Source organism: Silicimonas lutimaris, from assembly GCF_047314965.1.
In the GTDB taxonomy this organism is placed as follows: domain Bacteria; phylum Pseudomonadota; class Alphaproteobacteria; order Rhodobacterales; family Rhodobacteraceae; genus JAVJUV01.
Genome location: NZ_JBLBVK010000038.1, coordinates 26,724 through 49,795, shown reverse-complemented (window position 1 = coordinate 49,795; position 23,072 = coordinate 26,724). Strand labels below are relative to the sequence as shown.

General features: G+C 60.9%; 20 protein-coding genes and 1 tRNA gene. 12 read left to right on the top strand and 9 right to left on the bottom strand.

Going from position 1 to position 23,072, the window contains the following annotated elements; genetic code table 11:
* The first annotated feature begins 39 nt into the window (after window positions 1–39).
* The 3 genes from ACKLNI_RS04480 to ACKLNI_RS04470 are packed head-to-tail and all read left to right on the top strand — an operon-like array spanning window position 40 to window position 4,191.
* Window positions 40–1,050 (top strand): glycosyltransferase family 2 protein, encoded by a 1,011-nt coding sequence (locus ACKLNI_RS04480; protein WP_413717833.1) that lies wholly within the window; start codon window positions 40–42, stop codon window positions 1,048–1,050.
* The gene (locus ACKLNI_RS04475) at window positions 1,047–2,744 is read left to right on the top strand and encodes a DUF5927 domain-containing protein (protein WP_413717832.1); all 1,698 of its coding nucleotides are present in this window, start codon (window positions 1,047–1,049) and stop codon (window positions 2,742–2,744) included. The genes ACKLNI_RS04480 and ACKLNI_RS04475 overlap by 4 nt, the downstream gene beginning before the upstream one ends.
* A gap of 1 nt (window position 2,745) precedes the next feature.
* Window positions 2,746–4,191 (top strand): nodulation protein NodH, encoded by a 1,446-nt coding sequence (locus ACKLNI_RS04470; RefSeq protein WP_413717830.1) that lies wholly within the window; start codon window positions 2,746–2,748, stop codon window positions 4,189–4,191.
* Here the strand turns inward: ACKLNI_RS04470 and ACKLNI_RS04465 are convergent.
* The 7 genes from ACKLNI_RS04465 to ACKLNI_RS04435 form a co-directional block, all read right to left on the bottom strand.
* The gene (locus ACKLNI_RS04465; RefSeq protein WP_413717829.1) at window positions 4,179–4,643 is read right to left on the bottom strand and encodes a PTS sugar transporter subunit IIA; all 465 of its coding nucleotides are present in this window, start codon (window positions 4,641–4,643) and stop codon (window positions 4,179–4,181) included. The genes ACKLNI_RS04470 and ACKLNI_RS04465 overlap by 13 nt on opposite strands.
* A gap of 49 nt (window positions 4,644–4,692) precedes the next feature.
* Window positions 4,693–5,262: a ribosome hibernation-promoting factor, HPF/YfiA family gene (hpf, locus tag ACKLNI_RS04460; RefSeq protein WP_413717828.1), complete on the bottom strand. Its 570-nt coding sequence runs from the start codon at window positions 5,260–5,262 to the stop codon at window positions 4,693–4,695.
* Window positions 5,263–5,481: 219 nt separating this feature from the next.
* Entirely contained in the window at window positions 5,482–6,240 is a 759-nt protein-coding gene (lptB, locus tag ACKLNI_RS04455; protein ID WP_413717827.1) for an LPS export ABC transporter ATP-binding protein, read from the bottom strand.
* Complete coding sequence (gene lptA / locus ACKLNI_RS04450; protein ID WP_413717826.1) at window positions 6,240–6,749, bottom strand: lipopolysaccharide transport periplasmic protein LptA; 510 nt, start codon at window positions 6,747–6,749, stop codon at window positions 6,240–6,242. The genes lptB and lptA overlap by 1 nt, the downstream gene beginning before the upstream one ends.
* A complete protein-coding gene (gene lptC / locus ACKLNI_RS04445; RefSeq protein WP_413717825.1) occupies window positions 6,746–7,360 on the bottom strand; it encodes an LPS export ABC transporter periplasmic protein LptC in 615 nt (204 codons plus the stop codon). The genes lptA and lptC overlap by 4 nt, the downstream gene beginning before the upstream one ends.
* Window positions 7,361–7,374: 14 nt before the next feature.
* Entirely contained in the window at window positions 7,375–7,986 is a 612-nt protein-coding gene (locus ACKLNI_RS04440; RefSeq protein WP_413717824.1) for a ribonuclease D, read from the bottom strand.
* A 26-nt stretch (window positions 7,987–8,012) separates the two neighbouring features.
* Window positions 8,013–8,099: transfer RNA gene (locus tag ACKLNI_RS04435), tRNA-Leu, on the bottom strand.
* A gap of 129 nt (window positions 8,100–8,228) precedes the next feature.
* Between ACKLNI_RS04435 and ACKLNI_RS04430 the strand changes: the two genes are divergently transcribed.
* A complete protein-coding gene (locus ACKLNI_RS04430; RefSeq protein ID WP_413717823.1) occupies window positions 8,229–9,209 on the top strand; it encodes a complex I NDUFA9 subunit family protein in 981 nt (326 codons plus the stop codon).
* Here the strand turns inward: ACKLNI_RS04430 and ACKLNI_RS04425 are convergent.
* Window positions 9,206–10,009, bottom strand: a complete 804-nt coding sequence (locus tag ACKLNI_RS04425) for an undecaprenyl-diphosphate phosphatase (protein WP_413717822.1) — start codon at window positions 10,007–10,009, stop codon at window positions 9,206–9,208. The two genes, ACKLNI_RS04430 and ACKLNI_RS04425, sit on opposite strands and share 4 nt — an antisense overlap.
* Window positions 10,010–10,221: 212 nt before the next feature.
* Between ACKLNI_RS04425 and ACKLNI_RS04420 the strand changes: the two genes are divergently transcribed.
* From ACKLNI_RS04420 to ACKLNI_RS04390, 7 genes are all read left to right on the top strand, one after another.
* Window positions 10,222–11,640, top strand: a complete 1,419-nt coding sequence (locus ACKLNI_RS04420; protein ID WP_413717821.1) for an NAD(P)-dependent oxidoreductase — start codon at window positions 10,222–10,224, stop codon at window positions 11,638–11,640.
* Window positions 11,641–11,726: 86 nt separating this feature from the next.
* Window positions 11,727–12,437: a hypothetical protein gene (locus tag ACKLNI_RS04415; protein WP_413717820.1), complete on the top strand. Its 711-nt coding sequence runs from the start codon at window positions 11,727–11,729 to the stop codon at window positions 12,435–12,437.
* A complete protein-coding gene (locus ACKLNI_RS04410; protein ID WP_413717819.1) occupies window positions 12,437–12,865 on the top strand; it encodes a GFA family protein in 429 nt (142 codons plus the stop codon). The genes ACKLNI_RS04415 and ACKLNI_RS04410 overlap by 1 nt, the downstream gene beginning before the upstream one ends.
* Window positions 12,862–17,394: a glutamate synthase large subunit gene (gltB, locus tag ACKLNI_RS04405; RefSeq protein WP_413717818.1), complete on the top strand. Its 4,533-nt coding sequence runs from the start codon at window positions 12,862–12,864 to the stop codon at window positions 17,392–17,394. The genes ACKLNI_RS04410 and gltB overlap by 4 nt, the downstream gene beginning before the upstream one ends.
* Before the next feature lie 156 nt (window positions 17,395–17,550).
* Window positions 17,551–19,569 (top strand): FAD-dependent oxidoreductase, encoded by a 2,019-nt coding sequence (locus ACKLNI_RS04400; protein ID WP_413717817.1) that lies wholly within the window; start codon window positions 17,551–17,553, stop codon window positions 19,567–19,569.
* 56 nt (window positions 19,570–19,625) lie between these two features.
* The gene (locus ACKLNI_RS04395) at window positions 19,626–20,942 is read left to right on the top strand and encodes a serine hydroxymethyltransferase (RefSeq protein WP_413717816.1); all 1,317 of its coding nucleotides are present in this window, start codon (window positions 19,626–19,628) and stop codon (window positions 20,940–20,942) included.
* A gap of 146 nt (window positions 20,943–21,088) precedes the next feature.
* On the top strand, window positions 21,089–21,994 hold the full coding sequence (locus ACKLNI_RS04390) for a LysR family transcriptional regulator (RefSeq protein WP_413717815.1): 906 nt from the start codon (window positions 21,089–21,091) through the stop codon (window positions 21,992–21,994).
* A 75-nt stretch (window positions 21,995–22,069) separates the two neighbouring features.
* Here the strand turns inward: ACKLNI_RS04390 and ACKLNI_RS04385 are convergent, their stop codons facing one another.
* Window positions 22,070–22,459 carry a hypothetical protein gene (locus tag ACKLNI_RS04385; protein WP_413717814.1) on the bottom strand — a complete coding sequence of 130 codons (390 nt, stop codon included), beginning with the start codon at window positions 22,457–22,459 and terminating at the stop codon, window positions 22,070–22,072.
* A 109-nt stretch (window positions 22,460–22,568) separates the two neighbouring features.
* On the opposite strand from ACKLNI_RS04385, the gene ACKLNI_RS04380 reads away from it, so the two are divergent.
* On the top strand, window positions 22,569–23,072 hold the full coding sequence (locus ACKLNI_RS04380; protein ID WP_413717813.1) for a TetR/AcrR family transcriptional regulator: 504 nt from the start codon (window positions 22,569–22,571) through the stop codon (window positions 23,070–23,072).

Sequence of the window (23,072 nt, the reverse complement as noted above, 5' to 3'; positions counted from 1 at the left end):
GGTCACTAAACGCCGGCGACCTGGGGTGGACAGGAGAGCTTGGGCGTCATTTCGGCATACAGGTTACGCCTTGAGCGCAGACGTTGGCTGGCGCGCGCCATTCGGAAGCGCCGCGAGCTGATACCTGTCGCAAATCGAACTGGGCGGCTTTCACCAAACGCAATCCTTGCTTTCTCGACCATTCGCAATGAGCGACCAAGACTGCGCTACTTTCTGAAGTATTATCGCCGTCTGGGGGTGGATCACTTCCTCTTCGTCGACAACGGCTCTGACGACGGCAGTGCCGAGTTCCTTGCGGGCGAAGCCGACGTTTCTCTATGGCGGACCGACGCCAGTTATCGGAAGAGCCGCTTCGGTACCGACTGGTTGAACTGGCTTAAGCTCCGTCACGGTCACGGACATTGGACATTGACGCTCGATCCGGACGAATTCCTTGTTTATCCGTTCTGCGATACGCGTCCGCTTCCGGCCCTCTGTGACTGGTTGGATCAATCCGGCATCCGTAGTTTCGGAACCATGCTTCTGGACATGTATCCGGACAAGCCCCTTGCGGGGATACGCTATCGAGAAGGGCAGAATCCGTTTGAGCTGGCTGAGTGGTTCGATCCCGGGAACTACATGATCTCACGCAATCCGAAATACCGTAACCTTTGGATTCAAGGAGGTCCGAGAGCGCGGGTCTATTTTGCTGAAACGCCAGAACAAGCGCCGTCGTTGAATAAGACTCCGCTGGTGCGCTGGGACCGTAGATTCACCTATGTCAGCTCGACGCACATGCTTTTGCCGCGTGGATTGAACAACGTCTATGACGAGGCCGGAGGAGAAAAAGCGTCGGGCTGCCTGCTGCATGCCAAGTTCCTTGATAGTTTTGTTGCCAAGGCGGCGGAAGAAGTCGAACGGCGCGAGCATTTTGCCGGGGGGCGGGAGTACGCCGCCTATCACCAGACAGCGGAAAGCGAGCCCGGCCTCTGGTCGGCATGGTCCGAAAAATACATGGGCTGGCGCCAGCTGGAGATGCTGGGACTTATGTCGAAAGGCAACTGGGCATGACGGTCGGTTTCGTCATGCTTGCCCATACAGCGCTGAACCGCGCGGCAGATGTCGCCCATGGAATCGCGGCGGAGGGGTGTCCGGTTGTGATCCATGTCGACAAGCGTACGCCCGGGAGGGAATTCGACAGGCTTGTCGGCAGGATCGCCTCCGAGCCTAGAATATCGTTGGCCGAAAGGTTCAGGTGTGATTGGGGGACCTGGTCTTTGGTGGCGGCCTCGCGAGGCGCCTCAGAGCAATTGCTCGCACAGAATCCAGGAATCCGGCACGTGGTGCTGATCTCGGGTGCCTGCCTGCCGATCAAGCCCATTGCCGAGTTGAAGTCTTTTCTTTCCCGTCACCAGGGCACCGACTTCATCGAAAGCGTAACGGTGGAAGACGTTCCGTGGACGGCCGGCGGGTTGAGTGAAGAAAGGTTCACGTTGAGTTTCCCTTTCGCATGGAAGCGGAACCGACGTTTGTTCGACGCTTGGGTCGAACTTCAGCGGAGCATAGGCTGGAAACGGGCCGTACCGTTGGGTGTGACACCGCATCTTGGTTCGCAGTGGTGGTGTCTTTCGCGGGAAACCTTGGAAAAGATTCTCGACGACCCCGAACGCCCTGTCCTGGACCGCTACTTCCAAAGAGTTTGGATTCCGGACGAGAGCTATTTCCAGACCCTGGTCCGGCGGCATGGAACCAGGATCGAGAGCCGTTCGCTGACATTGTCCAAGTTCGACTTCCAGGGAAAGCCGCACGTCTTTTATGACGACCATCTTGGTATGCTGGCGGACAGCCCGGCGTATTTCGCCCGTAAAATCTGGCCCGGCGCGAAGCGCCTGTACGGGACTTTCCTGTCTTCGGAGCCGGTGCCGAAACCAATGTCCAGCGGCGTTCCAGGCTCCTTTGCCGATCGGATATTTGGAGAGGCGGTTCACCAGAGGACAAGCGGACGAGCCGGACTTGCAATGGCCGGGCGATATCCGCGCGAGGGGTTCGAGAACGGCGTAACCGCAGCGCCCTACGCGGTTTTCCACGGGTTTGACGATGTTTTCAAAAGCTTCGCCGGGTGGGTGGAAAGCCAGACCGGCAGCCGGACGCACGGGCACTTGTTCGCTCCGGACCGGGCCGAATTCTCTGGCAACGAGACTATGTGGGCAGGTGCATTACCTGACAGCGCAGCTCTGCGTGACTATGATCCCGAGGCTTTTCTACGGAACCTGATCTGGAACACTCAGGGTGAGCATCAGTCCTTTCTGCTATCTCCGCGGGACAACCTGAAGATTGGTCAAATGCTTGCCCGGGACAGGAACGCGACCGTGTTCGTGATCTCCGGCGCATGGATCATCCCGTTGCTGCATTCGGGAAGACAGGCCTCAGAAGTACGAGCCGAAGCGGCACGCCTGCAGGCTGAAGAGTCGCGGTTCATTGAGCGGTTCAAGGAAAGGCGCAGCTTTGCAAAAAGCCATATCTGGACATTGGCGGATGTTCTGCAGCGCCCGTCCGAGCCGTTTCAGCGTATCCTTGACGATCTGACCGGTACGGACAATCGGATGCTGTCGAGCCTGCCCCGCTTCAGCGATCTGACGGGACTCAAGGAGCTTTGTCAGTCTTTGCGGAATGCCGGAATGAACCCGTATCTGGCGGGAGAGTTGTCCGGCCTTGCACTTCCGGACGAGCATGAGAAGCGGGCCAACGTGATCAGGCTCCGCTAGCATGCCGAAGGGTTACCACGACTATTTCGTAGTGCTCGCGGGGATGCGCACCGGCTCGAACCTTCTTGAAGAGCAATTGGCCGCTATGCCGGGAATTCAGTCCTACGGCGAGTTGTTCAATCCACATTTCTTCGGGAACCCCAAGCAGTCGCAGCAGTTCGATCTTTCCTTGGAGGCCCGCGACCGCGATCCGGTGTGTGTCATCGATGCCATGTGCAAGCAGGCCGTCGGACTTCCGGGGTTCCGCTTGTTCTATGATCACGATCCGCGGGTGATCGACCATGTTCTGGCTGACCCGAGCTGTGCGAAGATCGTCCTGACGCGGCGGCCCGTCGACAGCTATGTGTCGCTCAAGATCGCCCGCCAGACAGGGCAGTGGTGGCTGGGCGACATGCAGGCAGCGCGTTCTGCCAAGGTCGTTTTCGATGCAGCTGAGTACGCAGAGTTCCTGAATACGCTGACTGCCTATCAGGAACGGATTCGCCACGCTCTCCAGGTTACCGGACAAACGGCTTTCCAGCTGGACTATTCAGACTTGTCCGATCCTCAAGTGATCGCCGGCCTTGGACGTTTTCTGGGATCAGGTGGGGTTCCGGATCAGACCAAGGTGCGCGCCAAGGTGCAGAACCCAAAGCCGGTTTCCGAGCGGCTGACCAACGCAGCGGCGGCCGAGGATGCGCTGCGGCAGCTCGCTTTGCCAGACCTCGGCTATATTCCCAGTCATGAGCCCGAGCGAGGCCCTGGGCTTCGGCTCTTTCATGCCTGCCGAACGGTGCCTCTTTTATATATGCCGATCAGAGGTGCCGGACCCGACCCTGCCCCGAGTTGGATGCAAAGGCTGGATCCGGAGGGAAGCGTTGATCGAGGCATGACTCAAAAGGAGGTGCGGCGCTGGATGCGGCAGCATCCCGGGCATCGATCCTTTACCATTCTGCGGCATCCCCTGCCGCGTGCCTACGATGCCTTCTGCAAATTCGTGCTTCCATCCGGGATCGATGGTTATGGCGAGATCCGTGAGGCGCTTGTTTCGCGCTACAACGTGCAGTTGCCAGTGGACGGGCCTGGCGAGGACTGGACGATTGATCGGCAAAGGGACTCGTTTCTGGCGTTCCTGAATTTTCTTGGCGGAAACTTGGGCGGTCAGACATCTGTGAGGGTGGACTACAGCTGGGCTTCGCAGTTGAGCTTCCTGGAGGCCATCTCGCGTTTCGCCGTGCCTGACAGGGTAGTCCGTGAGAACACGGTTTCGACGGAGTTGGAGCAACTTGCCGAGCTTGTCGGATGCGCGGATGCCTCTTGGCCGGGCGGCGCTTTCCATCTGGAGGCACAATTCCCTTTGGAAAGCATCCGAACAGCAGAAATAGATGCGGCATGCCAGGCAGCATATCGCCGTGACTATGTGTTCTTCGGATTCGAGGCTTGGACGCCGATGACTCAGGCAGCCTGAACGCTTGGAGTTTCCGTCAGAATCGTGTGGAGAGTGGCCGTGTCCGAGTTGGCGCGGAGCTTGGCGCACAGTCCCTGATCGCGCATGGTCCGCGACACAAGGGCCAAGGCCTTCAGGTGTTCCACGCCAGCATCCTGCGGAGCAAGCAGAGCGAAGACCAGATCGACCGGTTTGCGGTCGACCGAGTCGAACTCCAAGGGTTTCTCGAGCCTGATGAACAGGCCGACAACTTTTTCAAGACCCTCAAGCCGAGCATGCGGAAGCGCGATACCCTGCCCGACGCCAGTGGGGCCAAGGCTTTCGCGTTCCTGCAATGCGCTGGACACATCGGTTGACTTCAGCCCATAGACTGATGCTGCAAGCTCGCCCAATTCCTGGAACAGGCGTTTCTTGCTGCTCGTCGCGACGACCGCACGCACTGCGTCCGGTCGCAAGATCTTTGTCAAATCCATATCTATCGTATCCCGCCGATAGTTCCGACCAGTCCCGGACCCCAACAGATCAGTTCGGGTCGATCCAGCCTATGTTCCCGTCATCCCGGCGATACACGATGTTCACGCCGGACCCCTGCTTTTCGTTACGAAAGACCAGAACCGGCGCCCCTGCGATCTCCATTTGCATGACAGCTTCACCGACGGACAAAGAAGGGATCTTCGTCTCCATCTCGGCAATGATCATGGGCTGGAGTGTTTCGGGTTCCGATTCTTCCGGTCCTTCCGTTGAGGCGAGGATATAGGAGGATGCCTGAAGAAGTTCAACAGGTTGGGCGCGCTCGCGATGATGATCCTTCAATCTGCGCTTATAACGCCGCAGTTGTTTTTCCATTTTTTCGGCGCAGGCGTCGAAGGCGGCATAGATCTCGTTCGCGTGGGCCTTGGCCTGGGCAGTGAGTCCTGTGGAAAGGTGAACGGTCGCTTCACAGACATGCTCGTGACCACTTTTCGAGAAAACGATATTGGCGTCGGTGGGACGGCCTGCATATTTCGCGACTACTTCGTTGAGGCTGTCGCGGACATGTGTTTGCAGCGCTTCGCCAATGTCGATCTGTTTTCCGGTGATCTGGTACTGCATGGCTGTTCTCCCTTCTAGGCGAGCGGAACGACTCGACCCGCACTTGGTGCACGACCGTTAATGATGATGGATGTGGGTGCCTGATAAACTGCCTCTCGGCAATCAAAGCGGTTTCTTTGGACCGTGTCAGTCATAAAGACTTCGTTCGTTTTCATTGACTTCATTGGGGCAAAACGGCGGTCCGAAGTCAATGAGTCGTTTGCATGTAACTCGAGTTGCTTACGAGATGCGGAAGCTTTGCCCAAGATAGACCCTGCGGACCTTCTCGTCATTCACCACCTCATCGGCGGTTCCACTCATCAGGACGCCACCATCGTGCAGGATGTAGGCGCGATCGACGATTTCCAGAGTTTCACGGACGTTATGGTCGGTGATCAGAACGCCGATCCCGCGCTCCTTGAGATCAATAACAAGGTCGCGGATGTCGCCTACGGCGATTGGGTCGATACCCGGAAAGGGTTCGTCCAGAAGAAGGTACTTGGGGTTGGCGGCAAGGCTTCTGGCAATTTCGCAACGCCGGCGTTCACCGCCAGACAAAGCTACGGACGGGGTGCGGCGCAGGTGCGAAATCGAAAACTCGTTCAGAAGTTCTTCCAAGCGTTCGCGGCGGCGCGTTCTGTCCTTCTCGACGATTTCGAGGATCGCCAGGATATTGTCCTCGACATTGAGGCCCTGAAAAATTGACCTTTCCTGCGGCAGATAGCCAATTCCCAGCTTGGCGCGCCGGTACATCGGATAGTTGGTCACATCGTGCCCGTCGATCATGACCTGGCCGCCATCTGGCATCACCAGACCGGCGATCGCGTAAAAGCAGGTTGTCTTGCCGGAGCCGTTTGGGCCGAGAAGGGCAACGACCTCGCCCCGCATGAGTTCCAGGCTGACATCGCGGATCACCGGGCGCTTGCGATAAGACTTGCGCAGGTTCCTGACTTTCAGACCCTGATCGCCGTTCTCGACACTTAAGGTTGGCGCAGCCATCAGTTTCCGCCTCCGGTTCCGAAAACGGTTCTGACGCGGCCCTCCATTTGGCCTGTACCGGAAGCGAGGTCGATGACAAGCCGATCCCCGGAAATCGCGTTCTGTCCCTGCGTCAGCAGCACCTCGCCCGACAGGGTGACCGTCCCGGTCGCAACTGAATACGTTGCCTGTTGCGCTTCGGCAGCGTCCGTGGCGGTGACGAAGGTAACTCCGCCTTCGGCTTCCAACCGGTCAATTCCGCTTGCCGAGCCGCCGTTGGCCGTAGCGTAGACAACAAGGATACGGCCGGCGGTCATGCGTACGTCACCCTGTACCACCAGAACATTCCCGTCGAAGACAGCCTGGCCTGTTCCCTGGTCGACGCTGAGAGTGTCGGCGGAGACTTCGACCGGTTGACCGGCGTCGAAGCTAGTCGTCCCCATTGCGATGCCGGCACCTTGCGACAGAAGCCCAGTCGCGGTCATCACGACAAACGGAAAGGCGAGAAGTGAGCTAAAGATTTTTTTCATGACTTAGGATCGTATAGCAAGCGTACACCCTCCTTGAAAACAAGAAGGTAGCCAGATTCTTCTCCGGGTTGGCGCCGAAGTTCCATCGCTCCTGCGGTGATGTCGCCCGCAGGCCCCGTGATCCGGACTTCGTTGTCAGACCACGCCTTCGCCTCTCGGAACGATGTTGCGATGGATTCGGTCTCGATCCGGTAGCCTGTAGAGCTTTCCAGAAGTGCGCCACCCTGCAGGATGGCCTGACCGGTATCGGCATCGATCATTCCTTCCGGACTTTGTATCGTGATCTCGCCGCGATCCGGGATGGTCAGGGCTGCCTTTAGTGTTTTGCCGATCAGTCGCGATCTCCGGTCTGCTCCGGGCCGGATTGATTCGGCTGACAGGGCGATCTCGACTCCTTCAGTGGTCACACCGCCAAAGGTTGGGCGAGTCATGCCCTGTTCCGCAAGAATGCGTTCCACATCCACTTTCGCATAGGGAACGGCCGCCTCGGGATCCAGGGTTTCGGCGACGAAGAAAAGTGTCGACAGGATTGCGAGCGCGGCAAGTGGCAGAGCCACCTTGAGCCAGAGCACAAGCCTGGAGTATTTGTCGGCGCGATCCATTGCAGCCATATAGGCCTTCCTGGTCAGTGCGCGAAGATATCAATCTCGGGCCAGCCGGCAAGATCCAGCCGAGCGCGCGTGGGAAGAAAATCGAATGCCGCCTGGGCAAGGTCGGTTCGGCCTTCCCGTTCCAGCCGCTCATCAAGTCGTTCTTTCAGACGGTGCAGGTACAGAACATCAGATGCCGCATAGTCAAGCTGTGCATTGGTAAGGCGAGGCGCGCCCCAATCGCTCATTTGCTGAAGCTTCGAGATGTCGACGTTCAGCAACTCTTCCAGGAGATTCTTGAGGCCGTGGCGGTCAGTATAGGTACGTACCAGCTTGGACGCGATTTTGGTGCAGTATACCGGTTCGGCGAGCGCTCCGAAGGCATTGTAGAGTGCGGCGATATCGAAACGGCCGAAGTGGAAGAGTTTCAGGATCGATTTGTCCGCCAGCAGCCGTTCAAGATTGGGCGCGCTGTCTTGTCCCCTTTCGATCTGAACCATATGCGCGTCGCCGTCGCCGAAGGACAGCTGAACAAGGCAGAGTCTGTCACGATGAGGGTTAAGCCCCATCGTCTCGCAGTCGATCGCGACCGATGAGCCGAAGCCAAGGTCGTCGGGAAGATCGCGGTGATGAAGATGGTTGGTCATGCAATTCTCCGAAGCCTTCGGAGGATTGGTGCCCAGGAGAGGACTCGAACCTCCACGTCCGTACGGACACTAGCACCTGAAGCTAGCGCGTCTACCAATTCCGCCACCTGGGCAGGTGTCGTGAGCGGGGGACATAAGCGCAGGACAGGAGCCTGTCAACGGGCAATCGCGCGTCGATTTGCGCCTTGCCCGCCGGCGATGCGGCGGCTACACCCGAACCGGGAAAAACGAGGCCTAGTCTCATGTCGAAACTTGTTACGATCTACGGCGGCTCTGGGTTTGTCGGACGATATATTGCCCAGCGTATGGCGCGGCAGGGCTGGCGCGTGCGCGTTGCCGTGCGTCGTCCGAATGAGGCGATGTTTGTGAAACCTTACGGTGTCGTCGGGCAAGTCGAGCCCGTTTTTTGCAACATTCGCGACGACGACAGCGTGCGCGAAGTCATGTCGGGGGCGGACGCTGTTGTGAACTGCGTGGGCATTCTGGCCGAATCGGGCAGGAATACCTTTGACGCGGTGCAACATGAAGGTGCAGGTCGAATTGCCCGGATTGCGGCTGAGCAGGGCGTGGGCCGTCTTGTTCATGTCTCGGCGATTGGCGCGGACATCGACAGCGACAGCGTATATGCCCGATCCAAGGGTCAGGGCGAAGAGGATGTTCTGGCGGCGTTTCCTTCGGCCGTTATTCTTCGCCCCTCGATCGTGTTCGGGCCCGAGGATGAGTTCTTCAACCGCTTTGCCGGCATGTCGCGAATGGCTCCGGCAATCCCGCTGTTCGGGGCCCAGACGAAGTTCCAGCCGGTCTATGTCGATGACGTTGCCGCGGCGGCGGAGATGGCGGTTCTCGGAAAAGCGGAGTCCGGGATCTATGAGCTGGGTGGTCCCGACGTCGCGACGTTCCGCGAGCTGATGCACACGATGCTTGGTGTCGTGCGTCGCCGCCGCCTTGTGATAGGCCTGCCATTCTGGGTCGGTCGAGCGATGGGCCGCGTCTTCGGGGCGCTGAGCTTTCTGACCGGAGGCCTTGCGCCTTCGCCGGTGACCGTCGATCAGGTTCGGCAGCTGGCGCGGGACAACATCGTGTCGGATGGCGCAAGGACGCTTGCAGACCTTGGCATCCGGCCGACTTCGCTTGCCGCCGTGCTGCCGTCCTATCTGTGGATGTTCCGGCCGGACGGTCAGTATTCCGACCTGACGCGCAGCGCGAAGAACCTGCGCGGTTAGGTGTAGGCGATCGCCAGAAGAATCGCGCCGAGGATGATCCTGTAGATCACGTAGGGCGTGAAGCTGACCGATCTAAGCAGACGCATCATGAAGTGAAGTGCGCCCAAGGCCGCAACGAAAGCGAATGCTGCGCCGATCGCGGCATCGCGCGCAAGCGCCACGTCCATCTGGGCTGCGACTTCGGCGGATAGAAGTACGCCAGAGGCTAGAATCGTTGGAATCGACATGAGCATGGCGAGACGTGCAGCGTCGTGCCTCTTGTAGCCCAGATGTCTTGCGCCGGTGATCGTGATTCCGGAACGTGACGTGCCGGGGACCAGAGCGATCACTTGCCATAGTCCCATCACCAGAGCGTGCTTCAGCGTCCAGGCCTCTGCTTCCCGGTCGTGAGCGCCAGTGCGATCTGCCCACAGCAGAACCAGGCCGAATATGATCGTTGCCCAAGCGACGACCGTGATTGAGCGCAGTGCGTCATCCAAGCCGATCAGTTTGATGGCGAGGCCGGCGATGATCACCGGAATCGTCGCGATGATCAGGCAGAGTGCAAGCCATGCGTTCTGGTCGTCGATCTGGCGCCGCGCGACCTTTGGCAAACCTGCGAGGACACGTCGGACATCGCTCCAGAAGTAAAGGATGACAGCGCCAAGGGTGCCGACATGCACGGCCACATCAATTGCCTGACCCTGATCAGCGAGTCCGGTAAGATTCGGCAGAAGAATCAAATGCCCAGACGAGGAAATCGGAAGAAATTCCGTAATGCCCTGAATAAGCGCGACAATTACAAGGTGTAGGATGGGCATGCGGACTGCTTTTTTGGTAAATTCCGCGCCAATCTAACCATCTGTGACTCAATGGAAAGATCGATAATAGGTAACAAACCGGACCTAAAAATCTCCAAACGAGACCTCGATGCTGCGCGGCGGCATCGAAATAATCGAAAATAGGTCAGCATAAGTGACTTTTCTTTCTGTGCGTTCCGTCATAATAGGGCGTTTCGAAGATGGAGAGGCCCATGGCAGAGAATCCGATGTTGAAATTCGTAACCGTGCCACGTGACATGCCCGTGAAACGTGACGCGAGTGTGCGGAAAGAAGATTTCGACGAGATTTACGCGGAGTATGCCGACGCCAAGGCGAAGGAGCAGGCTTCGCGCTGTTCGCAGTGTGGCGTGCCCTACTGCCAGTCGCATTGTCCGTTGCACAACAACATTCCCGACTGGCTGTTGCTGACCGCCGAAGGCCGTCTTCAGGAGGCCTATGAGATCAGCCAGGCCACCAATACCTTTCCCGAGATCTGTGGCCGGATTTGCCCGCAGGACCGCCTGTGCGAAGGCAACTGTGTCATCGAGCAGTCCGGACATGGGACAGTCACCATCGGTTCGGTCGAGAAATACATCACCGATACCGCCTGGGAGAAGGGCTGGGTCAAGCCGATCAAGCCGGCGAAGGAGCGCGAGGAAAGCGTGGGTATCATCGGCGCCGGGCCGGGCGGCCTTGCCGCCGCGGACGCGCTGCGCCGGGCTGGTGTGCAGGTGACGGTCTATGACCGCTATGACCGCGCCGGCGGGCTGCTGACCTATGGCATTCCTGGCTTCAAGCTGGAGAAGCCTGTCGTCATGCAGCGGATCGAACAGCTGGAACAGGGCGGCGTGACGTTTGTTCTGAACTGCAACGTCGGCGAGGACATTTCCTTCGAGGATATTCGCAAGAAACACGACGCGGTGTTGATCGCCACGGGCGTGTACAAAAGCCGCGACCTGCCCGGGCCGGACGGAGGAAAGGCCGTGCGCGCGATCGACTACCTGACAGCGTCCAACCGCAAGAGTTTCGGGGACCAGGTTCCCGAGTTCGAGAGTGGCGAACTGAACGCCGAGGGCAAGCGCGTGGTCGTGATCGGTGGGGGCGACACCGCCATGGACTGCGTGCGCACCGCGATCCGGCAGGGCGCGACCAGCGTGAAATGCCTTTATCGCCGCGACCGCGCCAACATGCCCGGCTCGCAGCGCGAGGTGGCCAATGCCGAGGAAGAGGGTGTGGAATTCGTCTGGCTGACAGCGCCTGCCGGGATCAGCGAGAATGGCGTGATGGCACAGCGCATGCGTCTGGGTGCTCCCGATGCGACGGGCCGTCAGATGCCAGAACTGATCGAAGGGTCGGATTACGTCGAAGAGGCGGACCTTGTGATCAAGGCGCTGGGCTTCGAGCCGGAAGACCTGCCGAAGCTTTGGGGTGTCGAGGGGCTTGAAGTGACCCGCTGGGGCACGATCAAGGCGGATTTCCGCACCCATGCCACCAGCCTTGAGGGCGTTTATGCCGTGGGTGACATCGTGCGTGGCGCGTCGCTGGTCGTCTGGGCGATCCGCGACGGGCGCGAAGCCGCCGAGGCCATCCTGACGGATGCCCTGGCGCCGAATGCTGTTGCCGCGGAATAGGGTCGGCGCAGCGTCGGCAAAGTGTCGGCAAAGCGTATGGCAAGTGCGCACTGAGGTGCAGGAATTTGGAAACCGGTCAGACAGTGATGCTGACCTATCTGGTAACGAAGGATGAAGGCTTGAGGAGCACGGTTGCGCTCGGTCTGGTGCTGATGCCGCTCGCCGCATTTGCGGACGAGAGCGGTCAGCTTGTGCCGCGCGACCAGTGTGAACCGCTTTACAGCGTCCAGAAGCGCGGCTGCGTGGCCGAACATGTGCTGCGCTGCCAGACGCCGGACGGCTTGATCTATCGGAGCGAGATGATCGAGGACGGCGAACTGACGGACGTTGAGTTCGCGGACGCGGATTTCGAGTTCGTCAGCAGCTGGAACGCCGAGGGAATGCGCTTCCTTCTGGAGCTGACCGACAACCGCGATCCGTTCTCGCTGACAAACCTTCTGACCGATGGCGTGGACCAGGTCGACCAGACGGCGCTTGTCGATCTTCAAATGGTCGCACCGCGCGAAGCCGAGTTCACCGGGTCGGCCGCAATGACCGGGAACGTGCAGAGTATTGAAGGCGGTGACATCGAGAGCATCGCCGTCGTCGGGGCTTTGGACCTGGGAACGATGGTCTGGGAGATTTCGGGCGAGATGTATCTGGACCTGGCGACCCAGACCCTGTTCACCGGGCCGTCGAAGCTGGAGATAGATGGTTTCGCCGAAGAGATTCCGGGAGAGCCGGTGCGCATTCTGCGCGCGGGCGATCAGGGTTTCATGCTGAACATCACGATGTTCGACTGCGGGGAGGAGAGCTGATGGCGCGCCGAACCGGGCAATGTCTGTGCGGCGCCGTGCGATACAGCGCCGAGGTCGAGGACGAGATTCTGGCCTGCCATTGCACGCAATGCCAGCGCTGGACGGGCGGCGGACCGTTGTACTCGGTGAATGTCAGGGACGCCCAGGTCGAGGGGCAGGAGGCGACGGTCAGCCATTTTGCCAGCGACTGGGGCGAGCGGGTGACCTGCGGCACCTGCGGCTCGACGCTCTGGTGGAAGATGAAGGGCAAGCCGATCAGCAGCGTTGCGGCGGGCACGCTGGACGACCAGTCGGGTTTGACCGTGACGCGTGAAATTTTCGTGGATTACCGACCGGGATGGCTGGCGCCGTTCCCCGGCGCTTCACAATCGACGGAAGCCGAAAAGATGGCGAAATTGCAGGACTACCTTGCGGGAGAGAAATCATGACCAAGTATGATGAAAACTGGGCTGCCGCCGAGGAAGCACGCCGGGCGTGGATGGCGAAAAACAGTCTCTATACCGAGGATACGGAGCATTCCTCCTGTGGTGTGGGCCTGGTTGTCTCGATCGACGGCAAGCCGTCGCGCAAGGTGGTCGAGAACGGGATCGACGCTTTGAAGGCGGTCTGGCACCGTGGCGCGGTCGATGCCGACGGCAAGACCGGCGACGGCGCCGGCATCCACGTACAGATCCCCGTTCCCTTCTTCTATGACCAGGTGAAGCGCACCGGCCACGAGCCGCGTAAGGATCAGATGATGGCAGTGGGTCAGGTGTTCCTGCCGCGCACCGATTTCGGAGCGCAGGAGACCTGCCGCACGATCGTCGAGACCGAGATCCTGCGGATGGGCTATTACATCTATGGCTGGCGTCACGTGCCGGTGGACACGTCCGTTCTGGGCGAGAAGGCCAATGCGACGCGGCCCGAGATCGAGCAGATCCTGATTTCGAATTCCAAGGGCGTGGACGAAGAGACGTTCGAGCGCGAGCTGTACGTGATCCGCCGCCGGATCGAGAAAGCCGCCGCCGCGGCGCAGGTGCCGACGCTTTACCTGTGCTCCCTGTCCTGCCGGTCGATCATCTACAAGGGCATGATGCTGGCCGAGCAGGTGGCCGAGTTCTATCCCGATCTGAAGGACGAACGGTTCGAGAGCGCCTTCGCGATCTATCACCAGCGGTATTCGACCAACACTTTCCCACAGTGGTGGCTGGCGCAGCCGTTCCGCATGCTGGCGCACAACGGCGAGATCAACACGCTGAAGGGCAACGTCAACTGGATGAAATCGCACGAGATCCGGATGGCGTCGGCGACGTTCGGGGACACGGCGGAGGATATCAAGCCGATCATCGCGAACGGCGCGTCGGATTCGGCGGCGCTGGATGCGGTGTTCGAAGTGCTGGTCCGGGCCGGGCGGAATGCGCCGATGGCCAAGACGATGCTTGTGCCCGAGTCTTGGTCGAAGCAGGCGGTCGAGCTGCCCGAGGCGTGGCGCGACATGTATTCCTACTGCAACGCTGTGATGGAGCCTTGGGATGGTCCCGCGGCTTTGGCGATGACGGATGGCCGCTGGGTTTGCGCCGGGCTGGACCGGAACGGGTTGCGCCCGATGCGGTACACGGTGACGGGCGACGGTCTGCTGATCGCCGGATCGGAAACCGGGATGGTGCCGACCGACGAGGCGCGGGTGATCGAAAAGGGCGCGCTTGGCCCCGGGCAGATGATCGCGGTCGACATGAAAGAGGGCAAGCTGTTCCACGACACCGAGATCAAGGACGCGCTGGCCGCAAGCCTGCCGTTCGGCGAGTGGGTCGGCAAGATCACGGAACTGGACGACGAGCTGTCGGGCCTGACCGAAAAGCCCCTGTTCGAAGATGGCGAACTGCGCCGCCGGCAGATCGCGGCCGGCTATTCGATCGAGGAGCTGGAGCAGATCCTTGCGCCTATGGCCGAGGACGGCAAGGAAACGCTGGCGTCCATGGGCGATGATACGCCGTCAGCGGTGCTGTCGGAGAAGTACCGGCCGCTGAGCCATTTCTTCCGGCAGAACTTCAGCCAGGTGACGAACCCGCCGATCGACAGTTTGCGCGAATACCGTGTGATGAGCCTGAAGACGCGCTTCGGCAACCTGAAGAACGTGCTGGACCAGGATTCGTCCCAGACCGAGATCATCGTTCTGGACAGCCCCTTCGTGGCGAATGCCCAGTTCGAGCGGCTGGTCGAGTATTTCAACGATGACATGGTCGAAATCGACTGCACCTTCCCCGTGGGAAAGGGGCAGGGCGCATTGCAGAAGGCGCTGGAGCGCGTTCGCTCGGAAGCCGAGGACGCAGTGCGTTCGGGCGCCGGCCATCTCATCCTGACGGACCAGCATCAGGGCGAAGGGCAGGTGGCCATGCCAATGATCCTTGCCACATCCGCCGTCCACAGCTGGCTGACCCGCAAGGGTCTGAGGACGTTCTGCAGTCTCAACGTCCGGTCTGCTGAATGCATCGATCCGCATTACTTCGCGGTTCTTGTGGGCTGCGGCGCGACGACCGTGAACGCCTACCTGGCGGAGGACTCGATCGCCGACCGTATCAAGCGTGGACTGATCAACGGCACGCTGACCGAGGCGGTGGCGCGGTATCGCGCGGCCATCGATGCGGGCCTTCTGAAGATCATGTCGAAGATGGGTATTTCGGTGATCTCGTCCTATCGGGGCGGTCTGAACTTCGAAGCCGTCGGCCTGTCGCGCGCGATGGTCCACGAATACTTCCCTGGAATGCACAGCCGTATCTCGGGCATTGGCGTTCAGGGTCTTCAGAAGAAGGCCGAAGAGGTTCATGCGCGCGGGTTCGCCGGCGACAGCGTTCTGCCGATTGGCGGGTTCTACAAGGCGCGCCGCTCGGGCGAGACCCATGCATGGGAAGCGCAGTCGATGCACATGCTGCAGGCGGCCTGCAACAAGGCGTCCTATGCCATGTGGCAGCAGTACTCGGCCAAGATGCGGTCGATGCCGCCGATCCATCTGCGCGATCTTCTGGACATCAAGCCGCTGGGCAAGCCGGTTCCGCTGGAAGAAGTGGAGAGCATCACCTCGATCCGCAAGCGGTTCGTGACCCCGGGCATGTCGTTGGGGGCGCTTTCGCCCGAGGCGCACAAGACGCTGAACGTCGCGATGAACCGGATCGGCGCCAAGTCCGACTCGGGCGAGGGCGGCGAGGATCCGGCGCATTTCCACCCGGAGCCGAATGGCGACAACCCGTCTGCCAAGATCAAGCAGGTGGCGTCGGGCCGGTTCGGCGTGACCGCCGAATACCTGAACCAGTGCGAGGAACTGGAAATAAAGGTTGCCCAAGGCGCCAAGCCCGGCGAGGGCGGCCAGTTGCCGGGCATGAAGGTCACCGAGTTGATCGCGCGCCTGCGCCACTCCACGCCGGGCGTGACGCTGATTTCGCCGCCGCCGCACCACGACATCTACTCCATCGAGGACCTGGCGCAGCTGATCTACGACCTGAAGCAGATCAACCCGCGCGCCAAGGTCACGGTGAAGCTGGTTGCCTCGTCGGGCGTCGGCACCATTGCGGCGGGCGTGGCCAAGGCAAAGGCTGACGTGATCCTGATCTCGGGCCACAATGGCGGCACGGGTGCGTCGCCCGCGACCAGCATCAAGTACGCAGGTCTGCCGTGGGAGATGGGTCTGACCGAAGCGCATCAGGTTCTGTCGATGAACAACCTGCGCGACCGGATCACCCTGCGGACTGACGGCGGTCTGCGGACCGGGCGCGACATCGTGATGGCTGCAATGATGGGTGCCGAGGAATACGGCATCGGCACCGCCGCGCTGATTGCGATGGGGTGCATCATGGTGCGCCAGTGCCAGTCGAACACCTGCCCGGTCGGCGTTTGCACGCAGGACGAGCGACTGCGCGAGAAGTTCACCGGAAACGCTGACAAGGTGGTGAACCTGATCACCTTCTACGCGCAGGAGGTTCGCGAGATCCTTGCCAAGATCGGTGCCAGGTCGCTGGACGAGGTCATCGGTCGCGCTGACCTGTTGAGCCAGGTGAGCCGCGGTTCGGCGCATCTGGACGATCTCGACCTGAACCCGCTGTTGATCACGGTCGATGGTGCGGACCGCATCGTCTATGACCGCGAAAAAGCGCGGAACTCCGTACCGGACACTCTGGATGCCGAGATCGTCAAGGATGCCGCACGCTTCCTTGAGGATGGTGAGAAGATGCAGCTGTCCTATGCTGTACAGAACACGCACCGGACCATCGGCACGCGCACGTCCAGCCACATCGTGCGGCGTTTCGGGATGCGGAACAGCCTGCAGCGCGATCACCTTACGGTGAAGCTGCAGGGTTCGGCCGGCCAGTCGCTGGGCGCCTTCGCGGCGCCGGGTCTGCGGCTGGAAGTCTCGGGTGACGCCAACGATTATGTGGGCAAGGGCCTTTCGGGCGGCACGATCGTCGTGCGTCCGCCCATGGTCAGCCCTCTGGTGGCCGAGGACAACGTCATCATCGGGAACACCGTCCTTTACGGTGCGACCGACGGTTACCTGTTCGCCGCAGGTCGTGCCGGGGAGCGTTTCGCGGTGCGGAACTCGGGCGCCAAGGTCGTCGTCGAAGGCTGCGGCTCGAACGGCTGCGAGTACATGACGGGCGGCGTGGCCGTGATTCTGGGCAAGATCGGCGCCAACTTCGGAGCCGGCATGACCGGGGGCATGGCGTATCTTTACGATGCCGATGGCACGGCGCTTGACCTGATGAACCTCGAAAGCCTGGTGGTGACGAGTGTGAACGAGGGTCATTACATGACCGAGCTCGAAACGCTTCTGGAGATGCACCTGTCGGAGACCAACAGCCGGAAGGCCGCCGCGCTGCTGCAGCACTGGGACGAGGAGAAGGGAAAGTTCCTTCAGGTCGTGCCCAGGGAGATGCTGAACAAGCTCAAGGTTCCGGTCGAACTGGATCGGGCGATTCCAGCGGAATAGTGACTGTTTCGGCCCCTTGCGGGGCCGATCCGTGCGAGGGGCGCTGCCCCTCGCGCTCCCCGCCGTATTTGCGCCAGAAAGAAGGACTGACGCGGCGTTCCGGATGACAGGGTCGGGTCCTTGGGGCAGGGTGCCATCAATGACCGGGAGGCCCTGATGACCGACTATCCGCATCTTTTCCAGCCGCTGGATCTTGGGCATGTCGTGCTGCCGAACCGGGTTGTGATGGGTTCCATGCATACCGGCCTGGAAGAGGTCGGAGATTTCGAGCGCGTGGCCGAGTTCTATGCCGCGCGGGCCCGGGGTGGTGTGGGCCTGATGGTGACTGGGGGCATGGCGCCGAACCGCGAGGGCGGCGTTCTGCCCGGTGCGGCAGGGCTGTTTTCCGACAAGGACATCGCGAACCATCGTGTCGTGACAGGGCGCGTGCACGAGGCCGGCGGGCGGATCGCGATGCAGATCCTGCATGCCGGGCGCTATGCCTACTCGCCGGAATGCGTCGCGCCTTCGCCGGTGAAGTCGCCGATTTCGCCCTTCGCTCCGAGAGAACTGGACGAGGACGGGATCGAGAAGCAGATCGCGGATATCGCCGAGGCCGCGCGCCGCGCGCGTGAGGCGGGCTATGACGGTGTCGAGGTGATGGGCTCGGAGGGGTATTTCCTGAACCAGTTCCTGGTTGCCCTTACCAACAAGCGGACGGACCGCTGGGGCGGATCGCTGGAGAACCGGATGCGCCTGCCCGTGGAGGTCGTGCGCCGGGTGCGGGAGGCCGTGGGCACCGATTTCATCGTGATCTACAGGATCAGCCTGATCGACCTGGTGCCCAATGGTCAGACCTGGGACGAAGTGATCACATTGGCGCAAGCCATTGAAAAGGCGGGCGCATCCATCCTGAATACCGGCATAGGCTGGCACGAGGCGCGGATTCCGACCATCGCGACGAGCGTGCCGCGGCGAGCCTTCTCCTGGGTGACGAAAAAGCTGATGGGAGAGGTTTCGATTCCTGTGATCACATCGAACAGGATCAACACGCCGGAGGTCGCAGAGGCTGTGCTGGCCGAGGGCTGCGCCGACATGGTGTCGATGGCGCGCCCCTTTCTTGCCGATCCGGACTTCGTGGCAAAGGCGCAGGCGGGCCGGGCGGACACCATCGCGCCCTGCATCGCGTGCAACCAGGCTTGCCTTGACCATACCTTCGAGATGAAAGTGGCCAGCTGCCTTGTGAACCCCCGGGCGGCACATGAGACGGAACTTGTCTATGCGCCTGCTGGTGTCCTCAAGACCATCGCGGTTGTCGGGGCGGGGCCCGCCGGGTTGTCGGCGGCGCTTGTGGCGGCGGAGCGGGGGCACTCGGTGACGCTGTTCGACAGGGCCGACCGGATCGGCGGTCAGCTGAACATGGCTAAGATGGTTCCCGGCAAGGAAGAGTTTCACGGGCTGATCGACTGGTACGAGACAATGGTGGCGGAACGCGGGATCGATCTGCGGCTGAAGACCGAGGTTTCGGCCGGGGAGCTGGGTGCCTTCGACGAGGTCATCGTCGCAACAGGCGTACTGCCCCGCGATCCGGAAATCCCGGTCGAAGGCAGCGCGCATGTGGTCAGCTATATCGACATTCTGACAGGCCGCGAAATTGCCGGCGAGCAAGTGGCGGTGATCGGTGCCGGCGGGATCGGCTTCGACGTCTCGGAGTTTCTGACCACGGATCACAGCCCGACCGTACACTTGCCGGACTGGATGAAGGAATGGGGTGTGACCGATCCCGAGGCGCATCGCTCGGGGCTGGCGCCAGAGGGTCCCCAACCGGCACCTGCGGTCCGAAAAGTGTCACTATTCCAGCGGAAAAGCGAGCGACCGGGCAAGCGTCTGGGCAAGACGACGGGTTGGATTCATCGCGCGTCCCTGCAGATGAAGGGCGTCACGATGGTGGGTGGCGTGACCTATGTGAAGATCGACTCCGAAGGTTTGCATATCGTTCGTCAGGACGGCACGCCTGAAATCGTTCCCTGCGATACGGTGGTGCTGTGCGCCGGGCAGGTGAGCGATCGGCGGCTGGCCGATGCGCTGGACGCGGCCGGTATCGCGACCCATGTCATCGGCGGTGCGGACGTGGCGGCGGAACTGGACGCCAAGCGGGCCATAGATCAGGGCGCGCGGCTGGCCGCGGGATTGTAATTCCCGATTGCACCCGGCGAACGAGGCTGTCCAGAATGGCGACAAGGAGACTTGCCATGCTGGATCATCGTTCCTGGGTTCCCGCCGCCTGTGAAACGCGGGTTATGGATATTGCCCGCAAAACCGCTCGTTCGTCGCCGGACGCGATAGCCGGGCGGGTCGCGGAGCTGATCGCCGAGAACCGGCGGATTCACGAGCGCGACTGTTTCAATCTGAACCCTGCAACGAATGTCATGGCGCCGCGCGCCGAGGCGGTCCTGGCCGAAGGATTGGGCTCTCGCCCCTCGCTTGGCTATCCGGGCGACAAGTACGAGATGGGGCTGGAGGCAATCGAAGAGATCGAGGTGATCGCAGCGGAACTGGCTGCCGAGGTGTTCGACGCGAAATTCGCCGAGATCCGGGTGCCCTCGGGGGCGATGGCGAATCTTTATGCGTTCATGGCGACCTGCAGGCCGGGCGACACCATCATCGCACCTTCGGCCAGCGTTGGTGGGCACGTGACCCATCACAAGGCCGGATGCGCCGGGCTTTTCGGGCTGAAGACCATGGATGCCCCGGTCAATGCCGCTGACTATACGGTGGATGTGGACGGTGTCCGGCGGCTTGCCCGTGAGATACGGCCAGACCTGATCACAGTCGGGTCCAGCCTGAATCTGTTCGAACATCCCGTGGCCGATCTGCGCGCCATTGCCGACGAGGTTGGCGCGAAGCTGTTGTTCGATGCGGCGCATCAATGCGGGATCATCGCCGGCAAGGCCTGGCGCGACCCCTTGGCCGAGGGGGCGCATCTGATGACGATGAGCACTTACAAGAGCCTTGGCGGACCGGCTGGCGGACTGATCGTGACGAATGATGCGGAAATGGCCGAGCGGCTGGACGCGATTGCCTTTCCCGGGATGACGGCGAACTTCGACGCGGCCAAATCGGCGGCCCTGGCGCTGACGATGCTGGACTGGCTGAGTTTCGGCAGAGCCTATGCCGAGGAGATGATCGAGACGGCGCGCGTCTTTGCCGAAACGCTGGATGCCGAGGGTGTTCCCGTTTTCGCGGGTGCACGGGGATTCACGGCATCGCATCAGTTTGCGGTAGAGGCCGCTGCCTATGGTGGCGGGCAGGCGGCGTCGAAGAAGCTTTACAGGGCCGGGTTCCTTGCCTGCGGGATCGGATTGCCGATCGATCCGGTGGAGGGTGATCTGAACGGGCTCAGAATCGGAACGCCAGAGTTGGTGCGTTGGGGTGTGACGCGTGATACCGTGGATCAGATCGCGCGGCTGGTGGCGCGGGCGTTGCGCTCGAACGATCCGGGGGCGATGGCGGGCGAAGTAGCCGCCCTGCGAAAGCACTATGACAGGGTGCATTTCGTCCACGGCTGACCCGCTTAAGATGTATTCCGCTCGTATCCACCCTCAAAACAATCCCGATAAAACCGGGTAATTGTCGGGGTCTTTCCGCAATCTTGCCCGATTTCACCTGCACAACAGGCAGGCCTCGGGGGCACTGACGAGGGAAAAGAGACCTGATGGACCGACTGACGGAAATGGAAGCGTTCGCAACCGTCGTGGATCAGGGTGGGTTCACAGATGCTGCCAAGAAGATGGGTATTTCGAAGTCTGCCGTGTCAAAGCACGTCTCTTCGCTGGAAGCCCGTCTTGGCGCACGGCTGTTGAACCGCACCACGCGCCGCGTATCTCCGACGGAGATCGGACTGGCGTATTATGATCGCGCCCGCCGCGTACTTAACGATGCCGGCGAAGCCGATGCGCTTGTGACCTCGATGCAATCCGCGCCCTCGGGGCTCTTGCGCATCTCGGTGGCCACGGATTTCGGCGTAAATCACCTGTCGCCCGTTCTTGGTGAATTCCTGCAGGAATTCCCGGACATCACGGTGAACATGGTACTGAACAACCGCTATGTGGAGCTGATCTCTGAAGGGTTCGACCTTGCGATCCGGATCGGCGAACTGGAAGACTCGACGCTGCGTGCGCGCAAGCTGTGCGAGACGAACCGCCGCATGATCGCCAGCCCGGACTACTTCAAGAAGTACGGGCGCCCGCAGAAGATCGACGATCTTAACGAGCACAAGCTTCTGCATTACTCGAACAACTCCTCCGGCAACGTCTGGAAGCTGACCGCGCCTTCGGGCGAAAAGCGCCAGGTGCGCACGGCCGGCTGGCTGACGGTGAACGATGGTCAGTCGCTGCTGAATGCGGCGATCGCGGGCCTCGGCATCGCCTACCTGCCGTCGTTCCTTTACGCCGAGGCAATGGAGCAGGGCCTTGTCCAGGAAGCCATCCCTGAGCTTCCGATCGAGACCCAGGGCATCTTCGCGGTCTATCCGCCGGGTCGCTTCACCCAGCCGAAGGTTCGCGCCTTTATCGACTTCCTGGTTCATTCCTTCGCGGACAAGGGCCCGGACGCATGGTGAAATTCGGTTCGTCGTTCGAGTGACTTTCCCTCGGTTCAAACAACTACAGGGCGCCCAGGATCGGGCGCCCTTTTTTCATGCCGGGACGCTTTCGCCGCGCTTTTCGAGCCAGAGGACGCGCGCGAACATCGCCGAGGCGCCGATGCATCCCGTGCAAAGGATCAGGATTGCCCATGGCAGGGGGCGCATGCCCAGGTTGCGAGCCTTTGGAAGCAGGACCGTCCAGACCAGAGTGATCGCGATCAGCAGATCGAACCAGACCTGGTTCGCCCATGCGCTTCCGGTGTGGATCGCCCAGAAGCCCAGCGGCCCCTCTGTCACTACGGCAAAAAGCGACCAAGCGAGAAAAAGACCGCAGACAGCGGCAGGGACCTGCCACGCGATGCGTATCGTTTCGTTGGTCGCCGAGTAGAGAAGATATCCGAGGGCCAGCGCGGCCCCGAAGAATGGAATGACGTCAAACACAGTGCTTCCCCCGAATCTGTAGCACTCGCTACATTTACAATTTTGTAGCAGACGCTACAACCGATTCATGTCGCGCTCGGAAGACACCAGGAAAAGACAGTTGCGGTCCATGGCCGCGCATGTGCTTGACCACGGGCTGACATCGGCCAGCCTGCGGCCCTTGGCGAAGGCGGCTGGTACAAGCGACAGGATGCTGATCTACCATTTTGGATCGAAGGATCGGCTTGTGGCCGAGCTTCTGGTGACAATTGCCGCTGACCTGACCGTCAAGCTGGATGCCGCATTGCCCCTGCGGCAAACGTCGGACAAGAAAATGCTTCTGAACGAGGTACTTGCCGTTGTGCGCTCGCCGGTTGTTGCGGCCTATATCCGGTTGTGGCGCGAGGTGGTGGCGACGGCCGCCCTTGGCGAGCAAGCCCATCGCGAGATGGCTGCGGGTATCATCGAAGGTTATGTCGCGTGGCTGGCAGACCGCATGCCGGCGGATGAACCCGATCCTCGAGGAGCGGCCATGGCCATGCTGACCGTCATCGAAGGCATTCACGTGATGGATGCGGCCGGTCTGCCGCAGATCGCGGATGTTGCTATCGAAGCTCTTTACCCGTTCGACTGA